The 20,664-nt window shown below is 54.5% G+C and carries 14 protein-coding genes; 12 read left to right on the top strand and 2 right to left on the bottom strand.

Translation table 11 applies throughout. From position 1 onward, the window contains the following. Window positions 1-167: 167 nt before the first annotated feature. From MKX98_RS27580 to MKX98_RS27535, 10 genes are all read left to right on the top strand, one after another. Window positions 168-2,567, top strand: a complete 2,400-nt coding sequence (locus MKX98_RS27580; protein ID WP_339219597.1) for a hypothetical protein — start codon at window positions 168-170, stop codon at window positions 2,565-2,567. Continuing rightward, a complete protein-coding gene (locus MKX98_RS27575; protein WP_071222603.1) occupies window positions 2,564-3,493 on the top strand; it encodes an ABC transporter ATP-binding protein in 930 nt (309 codons plus the stop codon). The genes MKX98_RS27580 and MKX98_RS27575 overlap by 4 nt, the downstream gene beginning before the upstream one ends. After that, complete coding sequence (locus MKX98_RS27570; RefSeq protein ID WP_194544394.1) at window positions 3,490-4,437, top strand: ABC transporter permease; 948 nt, start codon at window positions 3,490-3,492, stop codon at window positions 4,435-4,437. Before MKX98_RS27575 ends, MKX98_RS27570 begins: the two co-directional genes overlap by 4 nt. Before the next feature lie 35 nt (window positions 4,438-4,472). Beyond that, on the top strand, window positions 4,473-6,158 hold the full coding sequence (locus tag MKX98_RS27565) for a phage tail tape measure protein (protein ID WP_339219596.1): 1,686 nt from the start codon (window positions 4,473-4,475) through the stop codon (window positions 6,156-6,158). A gap of 71 nt (window positions 6,159-6,229) precedes the next feature. Beyond that, window positions 6,230-7,219 (top strand): MoxR family ATPase, encoded by a 990-nt coding sequence (locus MKX98_RS27560; RefSeq protein ID WP_339219594.1) that lies wholly within the window; start codon window positions 6,230-6,232, stop codon window positions 7,217-7,219. Continuing rightward, window positions 7,216-8,163, top strand: a complete 948-nt coding sequence (locus MKX98_RS27555) for a DUF58 domain-containing protein (RefSeq protein ID WP_071222607.1) — start codon at window positions 7,216-7,218, stop codon at window positions 8,161-8,163. Before MKX98_RS27560 ends, MKX98_RS27555 begins: the two co-directional genes overlap by 4 nt. A 260-nt stretch (window positions 8,164-8,423) precedes the next feature. Then, complete coding sequence (locus MKX98_RS27550) at window positions 8,424-10,430, top strand: VWA domain-containing protein (RefSeq protein ID WP_339219592.1); 2,007 nt, start codon at window positions 8,424-8,426, stop codon at window positions 10,428-10,430. Continuing rightward, window positions 10,414-13,440, top strand: a complete 3,027-nt coding sequence (locus MKX98_RS27545; protein WP_339219590.1) for a VWA domain-containing protein — start codon at window positions 10,414-10,416, stop codon at window positions 13,438-13,440. The genes MKX98_RS27550 and MKX98_RS27545 overlap by 17 nt, the downstream gene beginning before the upstream one ends. A gap of 368 nt (window positions 13,441-13,808) precedes the next feature. Continuing rightward, window positions 13,809-15,830: a transketolase gene (gene tkt, locus MKX98_RS27540; RefSeq protein ID WP_194544390.1), complete on the top strand. Its 2,022-nt coding sequence runs from the start codon at window positions 13,809-13,811 to the stop codon at window positions 15,828-15,830. A 101-nt stretch (window positions 15,831-15,931) separates the two neighbouring features. Then, window positions 15,932-16,249 (top strand): pyrimidine/purine nucleoside phosphorylase, encoded by a 318-nt coding sequence (locus MKX98_RS27535; protein WP_194544389.1) that lies wholly within the window; start codon window positions 15,932-15,934, stop codon window positions 16,247-16,249. Window positions 16,250-16,380: 131 nt separating this feature from the next. Here the strand turns inward: MKX98_RS27535 and MKX98_RS27530 are convergent, their stop codons facing one another. Next, window positions 16,381-17,307 carry a copper amine oxidase N-terminal domain-containing protein gene (locus tag MKX98_RS27530; RefSeq protein WP_220684014.1) on the bottom strand — a complete coding sequence of 309 codons (927 nt, stop codon included), beginning with the start codon at window positions 17,305-17,307 and terminating at the stop codon, window positions 16,381-16,383. A gap of 169 nt (window positions 17,308-17,476) precedes the next feature. Further along, window positions 17,477-18,373: an NAD(P)-dependent oxidoreductase gene (locus MKX98_RS27525; protein ID WP_220684015.1), complete on the bottom strand. Its 897-nt coding sequence runs from the start codon at window positions 18,371-18,373 to the stop codon at window positions 17,477-17,479. Window positions 18,374-18,569: 196 nt separating this feature from the next. Here MKX98_RS27525 and MKX98_RS27520 point away from each other — a divergent pair, with 196 nt between their 5' ends. Further along, on the top strand, window positions 18,570-19,925 hold the full coding sequence (locus MKX98_RS27520) for a glucose-6-phosphate isomerase (RefSeq protein WP_194544386.1): 1,356 nt from the start codon (window positions 18,570-18,572) through the stop codon (window positions 19,923-19,925). Between the two features lie 106 nt (window positions 19,926-20,031). Continuing rightward, window positions 20,032-20,664, top strand: a complete 633-nt coding sequence (locus MKX98_RS27515; protein ID WP_194544385.1) for a YigZ family protein — start codon at window positions 20,032-20,034, stop codon at window positions 20,662-20,664.

Genomic DNA, 20,664 nt, shown 5'->3' with positions numbered 1-20,664 from the left:
ACTTTAACGCTGCAATGGATTACCCCTTGATCCCGCTCCTCTTATTGGAGTGGGATTTTTATTTATGGAAGGAAACGTCAAACTTTTTATAGATTCGACTCGTCAATATAGTTGAACTTGTGAAGAGAACCTTTACATACGTCTTCTGAACATAGGTGTCATTTGTCATGAGAAAGCAATTTATATGTGGAGAGGGGAATCATCAGTTGTCGTTTTATACAAAAAAAACGTGGATGTTGCTGCCGATGGTGGCGCTGCTGATTGTTGCAACGTTATCCTTCTCGTTCCCGGCCGGAAACGTCTACGCCGACGGAGCGAAGATTGGTATTCAATCCGAAATGGGTTATCAAGGCAAGATTAAACATGATAAATGGAATCCGCTCAAACTGACCTTAACCAGTGACCGGGATATATCCGGTGACGTGGTCGTGCAGATTCAGAACTACAATGGCTTCGGATATCAAACCTCCTACGTTCAGCAGGTGAATCTGCCGAAGGATACGCCGAAGGAAGTCGTGATCGGCATTCCAGGGGCTGTGTTGAATAAAGATAATAACCAGATCCTGTTCTATGAAGGGTCTTATACCAAGGGGAAGCAGATTCCGTTTGCCTCAGGTAAAAATTACGTGCAGGCTTCTCCATATCAGGGCGCACTCATCGCCGTGTTATCCGATGATCCGGATACAATGAATTTCATGAATGTCCTTAACGGCAAGGGCAACAGCGTGAATGTGTTCCCGCTTAAGAACGCCAGCGTTCCATCGGATGGAATGCTGCTGAACGGACTGGACGTCATCCTGATCAACAATTTTGCCTCCGATACGCTGTCAGAGCCTCAACGCAAGGCGATTACAGATTGGGTGAATGGCGGCGGCACCCTGATTCTGGCCGGCGGCGCTGGATATGCCAAAACAGCGGCACCGTTTGCCGACATCACGCCGGTCGCTGCAGATGGGACCACCACCGTTCATTCGCTGGCTGAGCTGGAGAAGCTTGGCGGGAAACCGCTGAAACTGGATGGGGCATTTACCATTTCCACAGCGAAAGCGGTGGAAGGCGCCCAAATCGGAATTGAAGCGGACGGACAACCTTTGTTTGCCTCGAAAGCCTATGGCCAAGGTAGTGTTCAATATGCGGCCTATGATCTGGCTATGGAGCCGGTGAGCTCATGGGCAGGCCATCCGGATGCATGGGCATCAATATTGCGCAATAGCCTTCCCATGGTGGGCGCTCAGAATGGCATGTACTACAATTCGCTGATGGACAGTTTGAATTACGTTCTGGAGTATTTTCCATCACTGAAGATGCCTTCCTTCACGCTGCTGTTGTGGATGCTCATTATTTATGCGGTCGTCGTTGCGCCGCTGCTCTACTATATCTTGAAGAAGGCGGACAAGCGGGAATGGGCTTGGTTCTTGATCCCGATCATTGCCGTCATCGCGAGCGGTTCCGTTTACGTGGTCGGTTCATCGGACAAGACGCGGGAACTCGCGCACACCATCAACTTGATTGAACTAAACGGTCAGGGGGATGCGGTTAAATCGACGGCTTCCGCATTTTTCACGCCTCGAAGCGGGAACTATGCTTTGGAATTTCCGGAGAATACGTATTTGAAAACGGGGCAGTCCCAGACCAGGTTTGGAGGAATGGGCGAGAATAAGAGTTTTGTCCGAGTGGAGCAGGCGTCCACGACGCTGGAGCTTCGCGACATGTCCCAATGGTCATTAGCCAAGGTCTGGGTGGATCGTCAAGGAACCGAGGAGATGGGGCGTCTGGGCATGGATTTGAAGCTGGATGCCAAAGGAGAATTAAACGGTAAGGTCACCAATGACACGATTAACGATTTGACCGAGGTTGTGCTGGTTGTCGGGGGCAAAGCCTACAAGCTGGGAGATATCAAGAAGGGGGATGCTGCATCCGTTCCTCAGGACCCGAAACAAATCATCAAGTTTACGGGCGGTGACTTGTCCGGGATGCTGTACCCTTATTCGCAGAATGATCCGAAACAGCGTGAGCGCGATATTTTGTCCCAATATGGATATTCCAACAGAATGGTTAACAGGGATGCTTACATCTTGGGATGGAGCAAGGACCATTTGACGAATTATACGCTGAAAGGCGCTGAGGTGGACAGTGATCAGCTCAATTTCTGGATACAGCCCGTGGAGATGGATTGGGGATTGAACGGGGAGATTAACATTCCTTACGGCTTCCTCTCTCCCGAAATATCGCAGGTGAATGCGCCGATGTTCGGGGTTTACCCTCATGGGGTTGAAATGGGACAGGGCAGCTTGATCGCCGAATTCCCGTTAATTTCGGAAGGCAACGTGAAGTATTCGGAGTTGTCCGTGAAAGGCACCAAATTCAACAACAACGTTACGATGGAGATCTGGAACTCGAAGAAGAGCGCATGGGAGCCTGTTACAGACGCGAACAATGTGTTTACCATTACCAAGAATCCGGAGCAGTATATCGTGGGGAATCGGATCCGCTTCATGATCACCGCCAAGGATCAGACCAACTTTATGATGCCGGAGCTGTCTGTGAAGGGGGAGGCCACTCAATGATCGAGATTAGAAACCTGAGTAAAAAATACGGAACGTTCCATGCGCTGAAGGACATCAGTCTTCATATTGAAAAAGGGACGGTATTTGGATTTGTCGGTCCGAACGGAGCCGGCAAATCCACAACGATGTCCATATTGGCCACCCTGATGCTGCCAACCTCGGGTGTTGCCAAGGTCGGCGGCTTCGACGTGACCCAGCATCCCAAGGAGGTCCGCAAGCGGATCGGCTACATGCCCGATTTCTTTGGCGTGTATGACCAACTGAAGTCTACCGAATATTTGCATTTTTACGGGGCAAGTTACGGCATTCCGCGCGCCGAGCGGGAACAGCTCATTCCGCAGCTCCTGGAGCTGGTCAACCTGAGCGACAAAGCGGATACCTACGTCGACAGTCTCTCGCGGGGCATGAAGCAGCGTTTATGCCTTGCCCGGTGCCTGGTGCATGATCCGGACGTCTTGATTCTGGATGAGCCGGCTTCGGGGCTGGATCCGCGGGCGCGGATCGAGATGCGTGAAATATTGAAGGAATTGAAGCTGATGGGCAAGACGATCATCATTTCGTCGCATATTTTGCCTGAGCTGGCGGAGATGGTGGATGAAATCGGCGTGATCGAGCACGGCGAGATGGTTGCCCAAGGCAAGGTGGCCGATATTCAGAGCCGTCTCCGCGTAAAAAAAGTCATCCACATCCGCACGCTCGAGCGTGAAGAGGAACTGGCCGAGAAGCTGCGGGACGAACCGTTTGTCACGTCGGTATTGACGGATAACACCGGCGTCCATGTTCACTACGGCGGGGATGACACGCAGCAGAGTGCTCTGCTGCGGCAGGTGGTCTCCTGGGAAATTCCGATTGTCTCGTTTCAGGAAGCGCAGAGCAATCTGGAGGATGTATTCCTCGAAATTACCAAAGGAGGGCCACGCGAATGAATTGGAGCAGAAAGCTAATTAATCCGGTCATTGACAAGGAATTTCGGCTGCGGATGCGTTCTACGCGTTCCATGCTGTCGGTGTTATTTTATGTATTGGCGCTCGGAGCCGTTGCGATGGGTTTCATTTATCTCTTCTTATATTTGGGACAGCGGGGACCACAGCGATTCGATCCGCAGATGAGCCAAATGATGTTCTATGTGCTGAGTTTTGCCCAGCTTGTTCTCATCGCATTCATGGCGCCCGCTCTTACCGCCGGTGTCATCAGCAGCGAGCGGGAGAAGCAAACGCTGAGCATGCTGCTGACAACGCAGCAGAGCTCGGCCACGATTGTGCTGAGCAAGCTGGTGTCGGCGCTCAGCTTCATGACACTGATCGTGCTGGCCACCCTGCCGGTATACAGCATTGTTTTCCTGTATGGGGGGATTTCGCCGAAACAGCTCATATCCGTCTTTATTTTTTATTTATTCGTGATGCTGCTGCTCGGTTCGCTTGGGGTGATGTTCTCGACTTTATTCAAAAGAACCATCGTCGCGATTATTGTGACCTACGGTGCGGGACTGATTATCTTCCTTATAACAGGACTACTGTATTTGTTCTTCATGGGAATTGAACAGCAGAATATGTATCAAAGCGGCCAGGCGCCAACACCAGGCAGCTATTCCTGGGTCGGATATTTGCTGGGCTTGAATCCGGCTGGGGCGATGATGAGTTTGTTTAACCCGTCCTTCTCAAAAGACGTGTTCCTGCTGTACGGCGGAAGCTTGAACAGCAAGGCTCCCATTGAATTGTGGCTGGAATTTTTCATCGTCTATTCGGTTGTGATCGTTCTCGCCCTGTGGGTTGCCGTACGGAATATCCGTCCTGTCGCCAGGCGGAAACGTAAGGATAAGAACGAAGAACAGCTCCCGCAAGTATCGGAAATGAAGCGGGACGAAGCGTAACCTAAAGCATAACAGCAGGGTAAGGAGGAAGAGCAATGGACAACATCATGCGTTTTATCGAAGCCGCGAGACGGCGGCTGCAGCGATTCCGCGTCATAACGTATGTTTTATACGGACTGATGGCAGGGTTTGCCGCACTGCTGCTGCTTCTGGTGCTGGGGAGATTCGTGCCCATAGCCTGGCTTCCCGTTGCATCCGTCGCCATTCCTGTCGGGGCAGGCTTCGTAGGTTTGTTATGGGGATGGCTGCACCGGGTTCCGATCGAAGAGGCTGCTTCTGCGATGGATCATGTTCCTGACGAAGCGGAGCGAAGTGACATGATGGTAACGGCACTATCGTTCAAAGAAGAGGAATCGCAGGCTGCAAAATGGCAGCGCGAGCAGGCGGAGCGCTATGGCGCACGTTTTGCAGAGCAATTGCCGAAGCGTCTTCCTTACCCTAACCGTAAAAGACATCTCTTGATCTGTGGCGCTTCGCTGGTTGCCGTGCTCATCCTTGTTTTTGTTCCGAATCCGATGGATAAGAAGGTGGAAGCGGCAAAAGAGGCGCAGAGTTGGATGAAGGAGCAGGCAGCCAAAACTGAAAAGCTGGCGGAAGAACTCCAGAAAGAAACGATCGATCCTGCTGACAGGAAGAAGCTGCAGGAGAAGCTGGATGCCTTGAAAAAAGCGCTGGAGCGTGAGAAGCATCCCGAGCAAGCGCTGGAGAAGCTGGAAGAAGCGATGAAAGAGCTGGAGAAAATGGCGAAACAGCAGGAGGAAAAAGCGAAGGCTTTGTCGGAGCTGGCCCAAAAAATGCAGCAGGAGAAGGCGTTGTCCCAGGTGGGGAAAAAGCTTGCCGAAGGCATGGCCGATGAGCTCAAGCAGGAAATGAAGAAACTCACCGAGCAGGTGAAAAAGATGTCCCAGGAAGAGAAGAACGAGCTGGCCGATACCTTGAAAAAATTGGCAGAGGAAGCAGCCAAGCAGCTGGAGGACGGGAAGCTGGAGCAAGAGCTCAAGAAAGCGGCAGACTCGCTGAAGGAAGGCAAGCTGCCGAAAGAGCTGGAAGAAGCGCTCCAGCAGCTGGCCGAGGAGCTGGCTAAAGCGGCTCAAGCTAAAGCCGCATCCGACAGTCAATCGCAATCCGCCGCTTCGCTGGCGTCCTCCCTTGCTTCGCAAGCACTGAGCTTGGCCGATCAGATGACGGCTGCCGGGATGTCGGTATCGGATGCCTGGAGTAACGGCGGCAGTGCGGAGGCGTTGGCGCAGGCGGGATCCGGGGAAGGCTCGGGAGAAGAAGGCGAAGGCTCGGAGGGAAGCCCCGGAGAAGGTGGCTCCGGGGCCGGTCAAGGTCAAGGTCAAGGCGCCGGCAGTGGTTCCGGTTCGGGGAGCGGCTCTGGATCAGGAGCAGGCTCCGGCTCAGGCGGCAGCGGAGGATCGGGAAGCGGAACCGGAAGCGGAGCCGGCTTTGGCTCAGGCGGTCGCGAGCTTGTGACGATCCCTAGGGATTTCAAGGGCAGCGGCAATGTGCAGAACGATTCCGGCGAGATCAAGGGCAGCGGCGGAGATATTCAGAAGGGCGGCGTTTCGCCGACCGTTCCGGGTATGTCCAGGCCTTATGAGGAAGTGTATCGCGATTATGAGACCGAAGCGCGCAAAACGTTAGATCGCAATCCGCTGCCTGACCAGATGCAAGGGTTGGTCGAGGAATATTTCATACAGATCAATCCGAATCCGTAGGGGATGGAAGAATCGATCACGGAAGCTAGAATGAGTACTTGAACTTTACCAAGAAGATGGAGGTTTCGTCCATGTCGGATATAGCAGTGAGACCACAGGAATGGATGGAGAAAATATCAGGCCTGCGGGAACATATCGGCAAGGTGATTGTCGGGCAGCAGGATGTTGTGGAGCAAATGCTTTGGTGTATCTTTGCAGGAGGGCACGCCCTCCTGGAGGGGATCCCGGGTCTCGGTAAAACGATGCTCGTCCGCACGGTGTCGGAAGCGTTGGAGCTATCCTTTTCCCGCATACAGTTCACGCCGGATTTGATGCCGAGCGATATAACGGGCACCAATATCCTGTCGTTCGGGCAGCATGGGGACACCGGGATGACCTTTCAAAAGGGTCCGCTGTTCAGCAGCATCGTGCTGGCCGACGAAATTAACCGGGCCACGCCCAAAACCCAGAGCGCCTTGCTGGAGGCCATGCAGGAGAAGACCGTCACGGTGGGTGGGGTAACCCATCAGCTGCCCAAACCTTTCTTTGTTCTGGCGACGCAAAACCCGCTGGAAAACGAAGGGACGTATCCATTGCCGGAGGCGCAGCTTGACCGCTTTCTGCTGAAGATCGAAGTGTCGTATCCAAGCGCGGATGAACTGAAGGAAATCGTGAAGCGGACGACGTCCTCCCACGAATTCCAGGTGGAGCGGCAAATGACCGGCGACGAGCTGCTGGAAATCCAGCGCGGAGCCCGGGAAGTGCTGGTTGCCGAGGAAATTTTGGACTATGCGGTTCGTCTGCTCATGATGACGCATCCCGAACAGGCAGCGGCCCCGGAGGCGGTGCGAAAATACGTCCAGTTCGGTTCCGGACCGCGGGGCATTCAATCTATCATATCAGTGAGCAAGGTCCGTGCATTGTGCAGCGGGCGGATGCATGTATCGACAGGGGATATTCGCGCCGTGGCTTTATCTGCGCTGCGCCACCGTTTGTTCCTGAATTTCGAGGGGCAGGCGCTCGGCATTACGACAGACCATGTCATTCAGGAGGTTCTGCAAGCGCTGGAGGCATCCGCGTGAGCGGGGGCGGGCACCTGCTTCCTCCGGAATGGCTTCCGCGTCTGGAGCGGCTGAGCCTGGATGCCAAGCGGCGGGTTGCCGGGACGCTGCAGGGAAAGAGGCGATCCCGCCGGCTCGGATCGTCCCTCGAGTTTGCCGATTATCGAGTGTATGCACCCGGCGATGATGTCCGCAGGTTTGACTGGGGCGTCTATTCTCGTACGGGAAAAGCATTCGTGCGTCAATTCATGGACGAGCAGGAGCTGACGGTCAGTCTATTCGTGGATTGCTCGGCATCGATGGGGGCTGTCATGTCATCGTCATCCGAACCATCTGCTGCAGATCCGGCAGGAACGAAGGAAAGTCCGAAATGGCTGCTCGCACGTCAACTCGCCGCAAGCATCGGCTACATGGCATTGTCCTCTTACGACAGACTGCAGATCGCCTGTTACAGCCGTTCGATTAACGCCCGCCTTCCGATCATGAGAGGAAAGGGCTCGGCCCATCGCCTGTTTTCGTTCCTGCAAGGGGCAGAAACGGGAGGCGAAGGCAGTTTGGGCGCAGCGCTTGCGGTTCCTGGCGCACTCCCCCGGCAGCCGGGGATGACCTGGGTGTTCTCGGATTTTTGGCTCGAGGGCGGCGAGGAGGAGTTGTTCAGGGCGCTTTCCCTTTTATCCGGCACCGGGCAGGAAGTGGTGCTGGTGCATGTGTTGTCGAGGGAAGAACTGGAGCCTAAATTGACCGGCGATTTGCGATTGGTCGACAGCGAAACGATGAGCGGCAAGGAAGTGGCGTTGACGGGTAAAGTGCTCGATGCTTACAAAGAGGAACTGGAGCGGTACCGGACGATGCTGTCCCGCGTGTGCGCGGAGCGGGGGATGTCTTACGTGCTCATTCCGGCGGACATGCCGCTTACGGATGCGATGTTCGGGGTGCTTGCGGGAGCTGGGCTGGTTACTGGATAGAGCGGGATCCCATGCAGGGCCCCGTTCCAAGCATCTGCCGAACTTCATACGTATTTGGGTAGCTGATAGACGGCGAACACCGGTGAATACTCACCTATGAAATGCAGGCTTTATGAGCACCTGTCTGTGATCTATTTCGAAGAAACAACAAGAGAATTCATTGAAATAAAACAGGAACAGATGACAGGCCTTCATCCAATGCTTTGAGAAAACGTCCAAGTCGTGTTAGTCAGGGTCCACGGGAGTAAGGAGGGGACACGTTGGGGATTCAATCTTGGCTGAGTCTATGGTTCGGTTTAACGCTGCCGGCCATCGTGCTTATGTATATGTTCAAACGAAAATATGTCGATACAACCGTTCCCAGCCATTTGCTGTGGGAGCGGGTACTTCGGAACCTGGAGGCCAACAGGCCGTGGCAGAAGCTGCAGAACCGGCTTCTGCTGTGGCTCCAGCTGCTTGCTGCTGCGCTGATGGTCTTCGCACTGATGCAGCCTTTTCTGCAGGTGTCTGGCGGAGGCAGCGCCCACGTGGTCATCGTTGCCGATACCTCGGGCAGCATGAGCGCGCAGATTCAGCCATCGGCTGAAGGCGAAGCCGCATCCAGGCTGCAATGGATGCAGGAACGAATAAAGGAATACGTGAAGAACCAAGGGAGACGGAGCGAAATCACCCTCCTGTCCGTGGGAGCAAGTCCCATGACGCTGGTCTCCCATGAAAGCGACCGCACCGTCATTGATAAGGCTGTGGATGGGCTGCGGCCCTATTACGGCCAGGCATCCTACAGGGAAACCTTATCGCTCGCTTCCGCTCTGACACGGGAAGAGCGTGATGCAGAGGTCGTTATTTTTACGGACAGCTACTGGAAACAGGATACGGCTCCCATAACGTTTCAGGTTCCGGTATCCGTAGAGAAGGTGCAGGGGGAGCTCCCTCTTAACGTGTCCATTGACCAATTCGGCATTTCACCCAAGGGTGAAACAGGTTCATCCTATGGGGCGGTCGCTGTCCTCAGCACGAATGCCAAGGAATCGATGTCGGCTGAAGTGAATCTTTACGGGGATGAACAGCTATTGACCAGCAAGATGCTTGAACTGGAGCCTGGTAAAAAATCAACCGAATCCTTTTCCGATCTGCCGTTTGCGGAAGTGTACCGGCTTGAGTTGTCGCAGGATGACGGATATGCCGCAGACAATCAATCCTTTGCATTCGGTTTGGGTCATGGATCTTCGCGCGTGCTTCTGCTGACTTCGGGCAATTTGTTTCTGGAGAAGGCCTTGCAGCTAAGCGGAGCCGAAGTCACCCGGGTTGCTTTGGACGAGTCCAAAGACAAGACCGCCGAGGACAATGGCAGTGCGGATAAGGAGGCGGGTAAGGGCAGCACAGCTACGGATGTACCGCCCGTGCCTGAAGGCGAATTTGATCTGCTCGTCATCGACGCGGACGTGCCGGAAGGGTTCAAGCAAGGGAAGTGGGCGGAATTGGCCGCTAAAACGCCGCTATGGACGATCGGCGGAGAAGGTGCCAAAGTCGGCAACCAAGGGGGGCACGCCGTGCTTTCCAAGCATCCGGTGACCGCCTATGTAACCTTGTCGGGCGTCTATTTTGGCACGCTGGTGGAACAGGCCCCTGCCTGGGGAGAGCCCGTTATAAAGCTGGGGGATCAACCGATCGTCTATGCGGGAAGCGAAAACGGGCGACCGCGCTTGTCGTTTCATTTCCTGCTTCAAGATAGCGATCTTCCGTTATCGCCGGAATTCCCGGTCATGGTCAGCAATGCACTGGAGTGGATGACCTCGGGCAAGGGAAGCGGCCTTGGCCGCTATATGGCTGGCGCGCAAGCGGATATACCGATTGCGGCGGATACGGTAGCGGCAAAATGGGTACCTACGAGCGGTCTTGCTCTTACTGGCGGCATCCCTGCTGCGGAAGCGCTCCGGAATGAGCAAGGAATATCGCCGGTACAGCTTGTGCCGGAATATCCGGGGCTGTACGCTTTTGAACAGCAAAATGAAGCGGGTGAGAAGCTTAGGTTCTGGCTGGCCGTGACGGCGGATCCATACGAGGCGGATTGGAGCAACGATCAGGGGCCGGTCGTAAGTCAAGCGGCTCCGAACTTGGATGAGTCTGAAGCGGGAGAGCATGCCGGGACATCCGGCAGCAACGAAACCGCAAACCGCGCCGGCTCGTTAATGCCATGGCTTGCTGTCTTGGCACTGGCTGTGATCGCAGCAGAATGGGGGGTGTACCAGCGTGGGCGTTCAATTTAGCCAACCATGGTTGTTGCTGTTGTTGATTCCGGCAGGATTATTTCTTTACTATGCATACAAATCGGATTTTCGATTAAACGGCTTTCGGAAGAAACTGGCTTTATTCTTTAGAACTTGCGTCATTCTATTATTGATTCTTATGATTTCGGGTTTGCATGGCTTTACCGTCCTAAGAGATAAACAGGTTGTATATCTGGCTGACCGTTCCGACAGTATGGGGGATTCAGCCCGGATCGCGAGCTGGATTAACGATTCTCTCTCGGCAAAAGGCGAGAAGGATGGCACGGCTGTTGTTTCTACGGGGCTTGAGGGCGCTGTAGAACGGCGGTTAACCTCTGCAGAGAATGCAGGAGCCTCTCTTAATGCACTGCTGGAGCAGCAGTTTACGGGGCTGGAGTCCGGTCTTCAGCTCGCGGGGAGCCTGTTCGAGGGCAACAGCGATTCCAGAATTGTGTTGATCTCGGACGGGGAAGAGAATGTAGGCAGCATGGCAGCGGCCGGGAGGCTGCTGAAGGACCGGGGCATTGCGGTTGATGTGCTTCCGACGCCCAAGCAGGCCATCCGTGACGTTGCGGTGGAGGAACTGAAGGTACCGGATAAGCTGTATCAAGCGGAGTCTTTCTATGTGGAGGTTATGATCCGCAGCACGTTTAAGACCTCCGGTGAGCTGCGCATTTACGAGGACAACCGTGAGATCGGCCGGGAACGCGTGGACGTCACCCCGGGCGAGAACCGGTATGCCGTGAAAGGCCTGGCCAAGAGTCCGGGACTTCACCGTTACCGTGCCGAAATCTTCATGGACGGGGATGAAGCGTCCGCCAATAATGCAGCGTTCGATTTCACCCGGGTGGAAGGTCCGCCGAACGTACTGATCGTGGAAGGAACCCCAAGAACGTCGGGGAATATCACGGCAGCCCTCGAGTCCGGCATGATCGGCACCGAGGTGATTCCGCCGGAACTGCTCCCGCTGGAAGCGGCCAAGTATGCCGTATACGACAGCATCATCTTTAATAACGTTTCGGGCAGTGACGTCGGCGGCAAGCAGATGGAGCTGATCGAGCAGGCGGTCCGAAGCTTTGGCATCGGGTTTATGATGGCGGGCGGCGAGGACAGCTTCGGAATGGGCGGATATTTTAAAACCCCGATCGAAAAGGCGCTGCCGGTCTCTATGGAGCTGGAAGGCAAGCGGGAGATTCCATCCCTGGGCCTCATACTCGTCATCGACCGTTCGGGGAGCATGGACGGCAACAAAATCGAATTGGCCAAGGAATCGGCGATGCGCACGGTGGAACTGCTGAGAGCCAAGGATACGGTCGGCGTTGTCGCCTTTGACGATCAGCCGTGGTGGGTCGTTCCGCCGCAGAAGCTCGGGGACAAGGAAGAGGTGCTCAGCAGCATCCAGTCGATTCCGAGCGGGGGAGGGACCAACATCTATCCTGCCGTTTCCTCGGCGCTTGAGGAAATGCTGAAGATTAAAACCCAGCGCAGACATATCATTCTGATGACCGACGGGCAGTCCGCCATGAATTCCGGTTATCAGGATCTGACCGATATGATGGTGGAGAACAAAATTACGATGTCTTCGGTGGCGGTCGGGATGGATGCCGATACCAACCTGCTTCAATCCTTGGCGGATGCGGCCAAAGGCCGGTATTACTTCGTTGAGGATGAAACGACGCTGCCGGCGGTATTCAGCCGGGAGGCCGTCATGCTGGCCAAATCCTATATCGTGGATAAACCCTTTGTCCCGGCCATTCAGAACCCGGCGGATTGGGCGAGTCTGTTCCAGCAGGGCGTTCCGGGGCTGTATGGTTATGTAGCGACAACGCCGAAGTCTTCCGCCCAGACGATTCTGTCGAGCCCGGAGCCGGACCCGATCCTGTCACGATGGCAGTACGGATCCGGACGAACGGTGGCATGGACGAGCGATTTAAGCGGAAAGTGGTCCAAGGAATGGGTATCGTGGTCCGGCTTTGCCAACACGTTGACTGAAATCGTGAAGTGGACATTCCCGCAGTTTACGTCGTCGCCCTATGAAGTGACTACCGAGACGGCCGGCAACCAAGTAAAGCTCCAAGTTATGGCAGAGGGCGAGAGTCCGCCGGAGAAGCTGAATGCGGTGATCGGGGACGATGAAGCCGGCGAGCAGACGGTAGAGCTCATTCAGGAGGCGCCCGGCCGTTATACCGGACTCGTCAACGTATCCAAGCCGGGAGCCTTCCTCATGTCCCTTGAGGATGCCAGCGGGGGAGAAGCGCTGCAAGCCGCGCCGGGCACCGGTTTTGTTGTGCCGTATTCGCCGGAATACCGGCTATCTTCCGGCAGCGGCGAGGAAGCCATGAAGCGGCTGGCCGAGATAACCGGGGGCCGCGTACTATCCTGGGATAACCCGGCCGAAGTGTTCGACCGGCAGGCGACCTCGCGGATGAATCTCCATGATTGGAGTTATCCGCTGCTGGTGGCGGCCCTGCTGCTGTGGGTCGCCGACATCGCCGTGCGGCGCCTGGCTCTGCCATGGGGCGCCATCGGCGCTAGGCTGGCCGCCCTGCTCCGCAGGCGGCCGGCACCTGCCGGCGAGGCCGGGCGTGACGCCGGCCTCGAGCGGCTGGCGGCGCGCAAAGCCCGCGCCGCCCAGTTCTACGGCGGCAGCTCCGCGAAGCCGCCGCCGCAGGCCCCGCCCGCGCGCGAACGCAGCGGCGCGGGCCAGGGCGCCGGGGGCGGGAACGCCGCCCCGGCACCTAGCGCAGCTCCGGCAGGGGGCCGAAAGGCCCCGCCGGAGGCGCGCGATTCGCAGCGGGCGGATGCCCTGCTGCGGGAAGAGCGGCCGGCGCAGGCGAAGCCGGCCGCAAGCCAGGGCGCGCGCAAGGGAAGCGCGCCCACGCCACCCCCGCCCCCGCCGCCGAAGGCGCAGGGGGACGGCAGCGGCCGGCCCGGGGAGACCGGGCCGGCTCCGGAAGGAGGCTCCTCCATGGATCGCCTCCTCAAAGCCAAAAAACGCGGCACGCGCTGATGTGCCGCCTCATGCTTCGGCCGAAGCTGTCTAATGTGCAGCTTCGGCCGAAGCTTTTTTAATTGTCGAATGAAGTAACTTTTTCCATGCCGCCGATGTCCGTAAAATCGTTTAACGGATGTCGAATCCGGTTATAACCGGACTATTAAGGGAAATAATGCAAGGGGGATGTCGTTCGCCCTGGCGGCTTTTACACAACTTTGACAATTACGTTATGGAAATGAAAGACGTGTGGTGATACAATAAGAGTCAAAATGATATTCTCAACATTCCTAACTGCTCTAATACCATGTGGATTGGGGCTGGAGGGACGTAAGAAGCCTTCATTTTCGAAGCTTACTATGGAAAAGATTTGAGGAGGACGAATCATGACAACTGAACATAACCAAACGATCGACAACCTGTCCATCGCAACGATCCGGACACTGGCGATCGACGCGATCGAAAAAGCCAACTCCGGTCATCCGGGCATGCCGATGGGGTCTGCACCTATGGGCTACCAACTGTTCGCGAAGACGATGAATCATAACCCGGACCAGCCGGCGTGGATTAACCGCGACCGTTTTGTCTTGTCTGCAGGCCATGGCTCCATGCTGCTCTACAGTCTGCTTCACCTGAGCGGGTATGACTTGTCCATTGAGGATCTCAAGCAGTTCCGTCAATGGGGAAGCAAAACCCCGGGTCACCCGGAATTCGGCCACACGGCCGGCGTAGATGCAACGACAGGTCCGCTTGGACAAGGCGTGGCTATGGCTGTAGGTATGGCAATGGCTGAAGCTCATTTGGGCGCGACTTACAATAAAGACGGCTTCAACGTAGTGGATCACTATACGTATGCGATTTGCGGCGACGGTGACATGATGGAGGGCGTGGCTTCCGAGGCAGCTTCCCTGGCAGGTCATTTGAAGCTTGGCAAATTGATCATGTTGTACGATTCCAATGATATCTCCCTTGATGGCGAGCTCAGCCTGGCATTCTCCGAGAACGTAGCGAAGCGCTTTGATGCTTATGGCTGGCAAGTGCTGCGCGTAGAAGACGGTAACGATTTGCCTGCGATTGAGAAGGCGATCGAGGAAGCGAAAGCCGATACGAACCGTCCGACGCTGATCGAAGTGAAGACCGTCATTGGTTACGGCAGCCCGAACAAACAAGGTAAAGGCGGCCATGGCGGTACGCACGGTTCTCCGCTTGGAGCTGATGAAGCGAAGCTGACCAAGGATTTTTACAATTGGGTATATGAAGAGGATTTCTATGTGCCTGAGGAAGTGCGCGAGCATTTCGGCAAAGTGAAAGAGCGCGGTATTGCAGCTTATCAAGCTTGGGTTGATCAATTTGCGAAATACAAAGAAGCTTATCCTGAGTTGGCGGCGCAATTCGAGCGCGGTGAATCCGGCGAATTGGCTGAAGGATGGGACAAAGACCTTCCGAAATACAGCGCGGATGACAAAGCGGTTTCCACTCGCGTGGCTTCCGGTAAAGCGCTGAACGGGTTGACTGCAGGCGTACCGCAGCTGCTCGGCGGATCGGCTGACCTGGAAAGCTCCACGATGACACACTTGAACGACCTGGCCTCTTTCACAGCGAACAGCTACGAAGGCCGCAACGTGTATTATGGTGTTCGTGAATTCGCAATGGCCGGTGCCATGAACGGTATCGCTCTCCATGGCGGACTGAAGATTTTCGGCGGTACGTTCTTCGTATTTACGGATTATCTGCGTCCGGCTGTACGTCTGGCTGCGATCATGAAGCTGCCGGTTACGTATGTACTGACTCATGACAGCATCGCTGTCGGTGAAGACGGTCCTACGCATGAACCGATTGAACAATTGGCTTCCCTGCGCATCATTCCAGGCCTGACGGTGATCCGTCCTGCGGATGCCAACGAAACTTCCGCGGCATGGGCTTATGCGGTTGAGAACACAGACCGTCCGGTAGCGTTGGTGCTGACTCGTCAGAATCTTCCGATCCTTGCAGGCACGGCGGATCATGCACGTGAAGGCATCAAACGTGGCGCTTATGTTGTAGCCGACGCGAAGGATGGCAACGTGCAAGCTCAAATCATTGCAACGGGTTCCGAGGTTCAGCTTGCCGTTAAAGCGCAAGCAGCGTTGGCTGAAGAAGGAATCGCCGTACGCGTCATCAGCATGCCGAGCTGGGATCTGTTCGACAGCCAGGACCAGGCATACAAAGATTCCGTGCTGCTTCCTGACGTAAAAGCCCGTCTGGCTATTGAAATGGCTCATCCGTTCGGATGGGAGCGTTATGTCGGAGACAAAGGCGACATTCTGGGGATCAACACATTTGGCGCTTCTGCTCCTGGCGACCGCGTCATTGCCGAGTACGGATTTACCGTTGAGAACGTGGTTAGCCGCGTAAAAGGCTTGCTGTAATGTAAGCGGATCTAACTCCATATTGATTTTCCGGCACCCGCATCATGCGGGTGCCGTCCATATATCAAGCCATAACTATGTTGGAGGAGGAGAGTTTGTCCATGTCACAATTTAAGAATGCTACCGTTACAAAGGCAGCCAACGTGTACTATGAGGGAAAGGTAACCAGCCGTACGGTGCTGCTGGAGAATGGCGAGAAGGTAACGCTCGGCATCATGCTTCCGGGAAGCTATGAATTCGGAACGGATGGCCCTGAGATTATGGAAATTTTGTCGGGCGATTTGCGTGTCCTGCTGCCTGGAGAGCAGGAGTGGTTAGAGATTCAAGGGGCTGCAACCTTTAACGTTCCGGGCAATTCAAGCTTTAAGCTGGAAATCCGCACCGTGACGGATTATTGCTGCTCTTATCCAACCATGTAATAGATGAAATGCCGCATGTGATGTCGTGTCCGTAAATACACAACAAAAAGGCTCAAAGCCGTTGGCTTTGAACCCTTATTGTCAATGTCGGATATCAACGCATGCCGTTAACGTTGGTTGCTATAATGGACTTATTCCTCCGGGATCGTCACGATCTCGCCTTTATATCCGGGAGCCCGGTTATCAAGCTCTACGTATCCTTCGCTCCATTCCTGATTACGGTCGAGCAGCCGGTAGCTGGTGACGCCGGAAGGATAACGGAATACGAATCGGGCTACAGTCCAGTTTCTGGCATCCGGCTGCTTACCGATCTCGGCTTGAATCGGGGGCAGGAAGAACAGGTTCTGATTCGCGGCCGCTTTGGCGGAGTAATCCAGCTTGCCCTGCCATTTCAAATATTTGACGCCGCCCTGGATTTCGTAATATTCGGCGATGTCGTTATCGACCAGGAAGAAGCGATTGGATTCGCCTTTTGGAAAATAATAATCCACGCCCTGCATTTCCACAGGGAGCATTTCCAGCTCAGGTTTCTGCAGTTGGGATGAATAAGGCAGCTTGGCAGCAGCATTCCTGGCGGTGGCCAGATCGGAGCTCTTTAAGTCAGCGAGCATAGCGGCATCTGCTTTATTGATATAGGCCGTCTTGAGAGAACCGTTCCAGTTGATGTCGGCATCAAAAGCTTGGGCTACGGCCCTCAGGGGAATCATGGTCTTGCCTTTATGGAGCAGCGGGGCTGCAGGCAGCGTCTTCTGAACTCCGTTCACTTCCATGCGGTTGCTTCCCGCCGTGAGAATCACCGTTCGGTGGTCACCCTGAATCGTCACCTGTTTCTTGCTGTTGTCGTACTTCATGACGTAGTTACCCAGAGGTTTGAGATCGGTTAGGGTAACAAAGGTGGAGCCCTGCTTGACCAGCACTTCGCCGCTCGCGGTAACATTGTTAATCGAAGCGGTAGGTTTGGCTGCGGCAGAAGCCGGTGATGCAGCTGTTACTGAAGATAGTACAGTGGTTAATAGCGCAGTGGCTGTCACTGCTTTTAAACCTGTGGTCCATTTCATGTTGTATATTCCTCCCTTTGCATAGTAGACGAAATGAAATGCAAAAAGTTTCTTCTGGAGGGGGAAATCATGAATTTGACCAAAAAAACGGCTCCTTCCTCCTGGTCCGGATGATCCGAAAACCAGTATGAAAGGAGCCAGTATAAGGCAAAGCATGGCTTAGCTGGTATTACTGCTGCTGTTCGCCGATTTTCTGGCCGATCCAGGCTTCATAACATTTCACGACAGCGGAAAGATCCTCTTCGCCATAACCTTCGCTGGCACCGGCTTGGAACAGGCTCTTGGCCAGATTCAGCATAGGGGAAGGCATTCCGATGCCATCGGTGAGTGAGGAGGCCAGCTTAAGGTCCTTGAGCATGAGCGCAAGCGAGAACTGATTGCTGAAGTCGCCCTCGATAATTTTGCGTCCCTTCAGCTCTGCCGCTTTGCTGCCGGCTGATCCCAGCTGCACGAGCTCCAGGAAATTGTCAGCGGGAATGCCTGATTTCGCGGCGATGGCAAAGCCTTCGGCAAGCGCCAGATTGTTAATGCCCACGATGGTATTATGCGCAAGCTTCGCGACAGCGCCGCTTCCGTTAGGTCCCATGTGGATGACTTTTTTGCCCAGGGTGTCAAACACGTCTGCATGAGCTTCGATGACCGCGGCATCGCCGCCAACCATGAACACCAAGGTTCCATCTATCGCTGCAGGCTTGCTGCCGGTTACCGGGGCATCCAGGAAGGAAGCGCCCAGACCGGTTACGGCGGAAGCGATTTCCTTGACAAGGCTCTCGGAGATCGTGCTGCAGTCAATGACGGTCATCCCGCTCGTCAGGGAGCCAAGCAGGCCATTTTCTCCATAGAATACATCCCGGATGGATTGGTCGTTGCTTACCATTGTAATAACAAGATCTTGTCCTTCAGCCGCTTCACGAGGCGTCTCCGCAATGGAGGCTCCCTGTTCGGCGAGCGGACGGCATTTTTCGTGGGTGCGGTTATACACGGTCACATCGTAATCCTGCTTCAGCAGATTGGAGGCCATGGGAGCGCCCATGGTGCCCAGTCCGATAAACCCGATTTTTTTCATAGCTATATCACCTTCGATTATGGATTCCTGATCCACTCTATCTTAGCATGGGTCCCTGAAACGAAGCCAGCGTTTGTGAGGAATGGAAGCGCAAGGGAGACTCTCGCATGAAGAATAGATGACAGTTGGCCCGCGAAGCTTGCGGTCTTTATTAAATTAAAGTATCCTATTTCTAAATTCACAGGAGGTTTAAGGCATGTCTAAAAAAATCAAGTTTGATTACAGTAAAGCACTGACTTTTGTCAATCAGCACGAAGTTGATTATTTCGCTGAGCCGATCCGCACAGCTCATGAACAGTTACATAACGGTACGGGAGCCGGCTCCGATTATCTGGGCTGGATCGACCTGCCGACGCAGTATGATAAAGAAGAATTCTCGCGCATCCAGAAAGCGGCTGCCAAAATCCAAAGCGATTCGGACGTCCTGATCGTTATCGGAATCGGAGGCTCCTACCTCGGGGCGCGCGCGGCCATCGAAATGCTCTCGCACTCGTTCTATAATGAGCTGTCGAAGGACCAGCGCAAGACACCGGAAATCTATTTTGCGGGTAACAACATCAGCTCCACTTATGTGACCCATCTGCTTCAATTGATTGAAGGCAAGGACTTCTCCGTCAACGTCATCTCCAAATCCGGAACAACGACAGAGCCGGCTATCGCATTCCGTATTTTCCGTGCGGAATTGGAGAAGAAATACGGCAAGGAAGAAGCTCGCAAACGCATTTACGCTACGACGGATCAAGCGAAGGGCGCCCTTAAGAAGCTGGCTACCGAGGAAGGCTACGAGTCCTTTATCATCCCTGACGATGTGGGCGGACGTTATTCCGTGCTGACAGCGGTCGGTCTGCTTCCGATTGCTACGGCAGGCATCAACATTGAAGAAATGATGCAAGGCGCGGCTGACGCATCCAAGGAATACAGCAGCCCGAACGTAGCCGAGAACGAAGCTTACCAATATGCGGCGGTTCGTAACGCGCTTTACCGTAAAGGCAAAGGCATCGAGATCCTCGTGAACTACGAGCCTTCCCTGCATTTTGTATCGGAATGGTGGAAGCAGCTTTACGGCGAGAGTGAAGGCAAGGATTACAAGGGGATTTACCCGGCATCCGTCGATTTCTCTACGGATCTGCACTCCATGGGTCAATTTATCCAGGAAGGCAGCCGCAACATCTTCGAAACGGTTATTCAGGTGGAGAACGTATCCGAGCATATTACGATCGAATCGGATCCGGACGATCTGGACGGCTTGAACTTCCTGACCGGGAAAACATTGGATTTTGTTAACAAAAAGGCCTTCCAAGGCACGATGCTGGCCCATACAGACGGACAAGTTCCGAATTTGATTGTGACAATTCCAGATTTCACTCCCTATTCGTTCGGATATCTGGTATACTTTTTCGAAAAGGCCTGCGGTATCAGCGGCTATCTGTTGGGTGTCAACCCGTTTGACCAACCGGGCGTAGAGGCGTACAAGAAAAATATGTTCGCATTGCTCGGCAAACCTGGGTATGAGAAAGAGAAGGCCGAATTGGAAGCTAGACTTTCCGAATAACCTGACACTTTCATTGGATTAGACGTAAGACGCTGAAGGAAGCAGTCCGCTGGCATATCATTGCCGTGGACTGCTTTCTTGGCAATATAGAGGTGGTTGTAGTTTCATGCTGGATCGTTACAAAACGGTACGTCAGGCGGGCTCCAAAGAGATCGTCATCAAGAAATCGCGTTTCATCGGGCATGTAATGCCGGTTGAAACCGAAGAGGAAGCCGTCGCTTTTATTGAAGAGATCAAGAAAAAACATTGGAATGCTACCCATAACTGTTCCGCTTATATGATCGGCGAGCGGGATGAGATTCAGAAGCAATCGGACGACGGGGAACCGAGCGGAACGGCTGGTAAGCCAATTCTCGAGGTGATCCGCAATCAGGGGCGGAAGAATGTAGCCATTGTGGTCACGCGTTATTTTGGCGGCATTATGCTGGGTGCGGGCGGATTGATCCGGGCGTACACCGACGGAGCCGTGGCTGCGATGGAGTCAGGCGATCCGATTACAAGGGTTCTTCATCGGGAGATTTTCGTGGAGCTGGATTATACCTGGCTGGGTAAAGTGGAGAACGAGCTACGCAACCGAGGCGTTCGTATGGGAGAGACAAACTTTGCCGACACGGTGACCTTGACCTGCTTGCCGCTCGATGGTGATGCGGAGAGCTTTATGTCTTGGATGGTGGATTTGACACAGGGGCAGTCCCTGATCACAGAGGGAGAGCGGCTTTATTTTATTGAAGGGGAATAA

This window comes from Paenibacillus sp. FSL W7-1332 (assembly GCF_037969785.1).
Lineage (GTDB): Bacteria > Bacillota > Bacilli > Paenibacillales > Paenibacillaceae > Paenibacillus_AQ.
The sequence above is the reverse complement of the archived record's forward strand: the minus strand, read 5'-3'. Positions and strand labels throughout refer to the sequence as shown.

What these genes read in the sequence shown, in the direction of transcription:
- MKX98_RS27580 (WP_339219597.1), top strand. Translation starts at nt 168, where the DNA reads ATGAGAAAGCAATTTATATGTGGAGAGGGGAATCATCAGTTGTCGTTT.
- MKX98_RS27575 (WP_071222603.1), top strand. Translation starts at nt 2,564, where the DNA reads ATGATCGAGATTAGAAACCTGAGTAAAAAATACGGAACGTTCCATGCG.
- MKX98_RS27570 (WP_194544394.1), top strand. Translation starts at nt 3,490, where the DNA reads ATGAATTGGAGCAGAAAGCTAATTAATCCGGTCATTGACAAGGAATTT.
- MKX98_RS27565 (WP_339219596.1), top strand. Translation starts at nt 4,473, where the DNA reads ATGGACAACATCATGCGTTTTATCGAAGCCGCGAGACGGCGGCTGCAG.
- MKX98_RS27560 (WP_339219594.1), top strand. Translation starts at nt 6,230, where the DNA reads ATGTCGGATATAGCAGTGAGACCACAGGAATGGATGGAGAAAATATCA.
- tkt (WP_194544390.1), top strand. Translation starts at nt 13,809, where the DNA reads ATGACAACTGAACATAACCAAACGATCGACAACCTGTCCATCGCAACG.
- MKX98_RS27535 (WP_194544389.1), top strand. Translation starts at nt 15,932, where the DNA reads ATGTCACAATTTAAGAATGCTACCGTTACAAAGGCAGCCAACGTGTAC.
- MKX98_RS27530 (WP_220684014.1), bottom strand. Translation starts at nt 17,307, where the DNA reads ATGAAATGGACCACAGGTTTAAAAGCAGTGACAGCCACTGCGCTATTA.
- MKX98_RS27525 (WP_220684015.1), bottom strand. Translation starts at nt 18,373, where the DNA reads ATGAAAAAAATCGGGTTTATCGGACTGGGCACCATGGGCGCTCCCATG.
- MKX98_RS27520 (WP_194544386.1), top strand. Translation starts at nt 18,570, where the DNA reads ATGTCTAAAAAAATCAAGTTTGATTACAGTAAAGCACTGACTTTTGTC.
- MKX98_RS27515 (WP_194544385.1), top strand. Translation starts at nt 20,032, where the DNA reads ATGCTGGATCGTTACAAAACGGTACGTCAGGCGGGCTCCAAAGAGATC.